Below are 2,937 nucleotides of genomic sequence, written 5' to 3'. Positions count from 1 at the left end.
TTCACGTTGAGTCCGGCGGCGTCCTACTCTCCCACACCCTCCCGAGTGCAGTACCATCGGCGCTGGAGGGCTTAGCTTCCGGGTTCGGAATGAGACCGGGCGTTTCCCCACCGCTATGACCACCGAAACACTTACCAACAAACCCCGAACCAGCAACCCCACCCCGGCAAGCATGTGCCCCGGGTAGGGGGTGGTTGTTCGTTTGCTGTGAATCACACAGTGGACGCAAACCATCAAATATGGTGTGGTTAAGCCCTCGGCTTATTAGTACCGGTCAACTGAACCAGTTACCTGGCTTACATCTCCGGCCTATCAACCCAGTAGTCTAGCTGGGAGCCTTACCCACTCAAGGTGGTGGGATACCTCATCTCGAAGCAGGCTTCCCGCTTAGATGCTTTCAGCGGTTATCCCTTCCGAACGTAGCCAACCAGCCGTGCCCCTGGCGGGACAACTGGCACACCAGAGGTTCGTCCGTCCCGGTCCTCTCGTACTAGGGACAGCCCTTCTCAAGTATCCAACGCGCACGGCGGATAGGGACCGAACTGTCTCACGACGTTCTAAACCCAGCTCGCGTACCGCTTTAATGGGCGAACAGCCCAACCCTTGGGACCTGCTACAGCCCCAGGATGCGACGAGCCGACATCGAGGTGCCAAACCATCCCGTCGATATGGACTCTTGGGGAAGATCAGCCTGTTATCCCCGGGGTACCTTTTATCCGTTGAGCGACACCGCTTCCACTCGCAAGTGCCGGATCACTAGTCCCGACTTTCGTCCCTGCTCGACCTGTCAGTCTCACAGTCAAGCTCCCTTATGTACTTACACTCAACACCTGATTGCCAACCAGGCTGAGGGAACCTTTGGGCGCCTCCGTTACCCTTTAGGAGGCAACCGCCCCAGTTAAACTACCCACCAGACACTGTCCCTGAACCGGATCACGGCCCCAAGTTAGATACCCAAATCCAACAGAGTGGTATTTCAAGATTGCCTCCCCCCGAACTGGCGTCCGAGGCTCACCGGCTCCCACCTATCCTACACAATTACATTCGGATACCAATGTCAAGCTATAGTAAAGGTCCCGGGGTCTTTCCGTCCTGCCGCGCGTAACGAGCATCTTTACTCGTAGTGCAATTTCGCCGGGCCTGTGGTTGAGACAGTGGGGAAGTCGTTACGCCATTCGTGCAGGTCGGAACTTACCCGACAAGGAATTTCGCTACCTTAGGATGGTTATAGTTACCACCGCCGTTTACTGGCGCTTAAGTTCTCCGCTTCGCCCCGAAGAGCTAACAGGTCCCCTTAACGTTCCAGCACCGGGCAGGCGTCAGTCCATATACATCGTCTTACGACTTGGCATGGACCTGTGTTTTTAGTAAACAGTCGCTTCCCCCTGCTCTCTGCGGCCATACCACGCTCCACCCGCAAAGGGGCTTCACGCGTCCGGCCCCCCTTCTCCCTAAGTTACGGGGGCAATTTGCCGAGTTCCTTAACCACAGTTCGCCCGTCGCCTCGGTATTCTCTACCTGACCACCTGTGTCGGTTTGGGGTACGGGCCGCTCGGAACATCGCTAGAGGCTTTTCTCGGCAGCATAGGATCACTGACTTCACCTGAATCGGCTCGGCATCACGTCTCACCCTCATGCACCACGGATTTACCTATGGCACGGGCTACACGCTTACCCCGGCACAACCACCGGCCGGGATCAGCTACCTTCCTGCGTCACCCCATCGCTTGACTACTACAAACCAGGTTCCCAGGCTCACCACCATAAGCCCGAAGGCCGCCGGCAGATCACGTGGTTAGCACAGTAAGGTTCATCATGGGCGCTCCTACGCGGGTACGGGAATATCAACCCGTTATCCATCGACTACGCCTCTCGGCCTCGCCTTAGGCCCCGACTCACCCAGGGCGGATTAGCCTGGCCCTGGAACCCTTGGTCATCCGGCGGAAGGGTTTCTCACCCTTCATTCGCTACTCATGCCTGCATTCTCACTCGTGCAACCTCCACGGCTAGATCACTCTGCCGCTTCCCTGGTAGCACGACGCTCCCCTACCCATCCACACGACTGCACCACAAGAACACGTCTCGCAGCGGATCGAATATGTGAATGCCACAGCTTCGGCGGTGTGCTTGAGCCCCGCTACATTGTCGGCGCGGAACCACTTGACCAGTGAGCTATTACGCACTCTTTAAAGGATGGCTGCTTCTAAGCCAACCTCCTGGTTGTCTATGCGACCCCACATCCTTTTCCACTTAGCACACGCTTAGGGGCCTTAGCTGGTGATCTGGGCTGTTTCCCTCTCGACTACGAAGCTTATCCCCCGCAGTCTCACTGCCGCGCTCTCACTTACCGGCATTCGGAGTTTGGCTGATTTCGGTAAGCTTGTAGGCCCCCTAGACCATCCAGTGCTCTACCTCCGGCAAGAAACACACGACGCTGCACCTAAATGCATTTCGGGGAGAACCAGCTATCACGGAGTTTGATTGGCCTTTCACCCCTAACCACAGGTCATCCCCCAACTTTTCAACGTTGGTGGGTTCGGTCCTCCACGCAGTCTTACCCACGCTTCAACCTGCCCATGGCTAGATCACCCCGCTTCGGGTCTAGAACATGCGACTACACGCCCTCTTCAGACTCGCTTTCGCTACGGCTACCCCACACGGGTTAACCTCGCCACATGCCACTAACTCGCAGGCTCATTCTTCAAAAGGCACGCCATCACCCCCACGTAACAAGTACGCATAAGGCTCTGACGGATTGTAGGCGAACGGTTTCAGGTACTATTTCACTCCCCTCCCGGGGTACTTTTCACCATTCCCTCACGGTACTCGTCCGCTATCGGTCACCAGGAAGTATTCAGCCTTACCAGGTGGTCCTGGCAGATTCACGGCAGATTTCAGGGGTCCGCCGCTACTCGAGAACACCACAAGAAGGTCACA

Annotated in this window: 2 rRNA genes (1 of these 2 running past the window's edge); both read right to left on the bottom strand. The window is 56.7% G+C overall.

Annotation, left to right across the window (positions count from 1 at the left end):
- Positions 1-10: 10 nt before the first annotated feature.
- Positions 11-127 (bottom strand): 5S ribosomal RNA (gene rrf / locus LDL48_RS43065).
- 117 nt (positions 128-244) lie between these two features.
- Positions 245-2,937 (bottom strand): 23S ribosomal RNA (locus tag LDL48_RS43060) (it continues 432 nt past the right edge of the window).

The sequence above is a fragment of the Jidongwangia harbinensis genome (genome assembly GCF_020216025.1).
GTDB classification, from domain to species: domain Bacteria; phylum Actinomycetota; class Actinomycetes; order Mycobacteriales; family Micromonosporaceae; genus Actinoplanes; species Actinoplanes harbinensis.
This window is presented reverse-complemented; position numbering and strand designations above follow the sequence as displayed.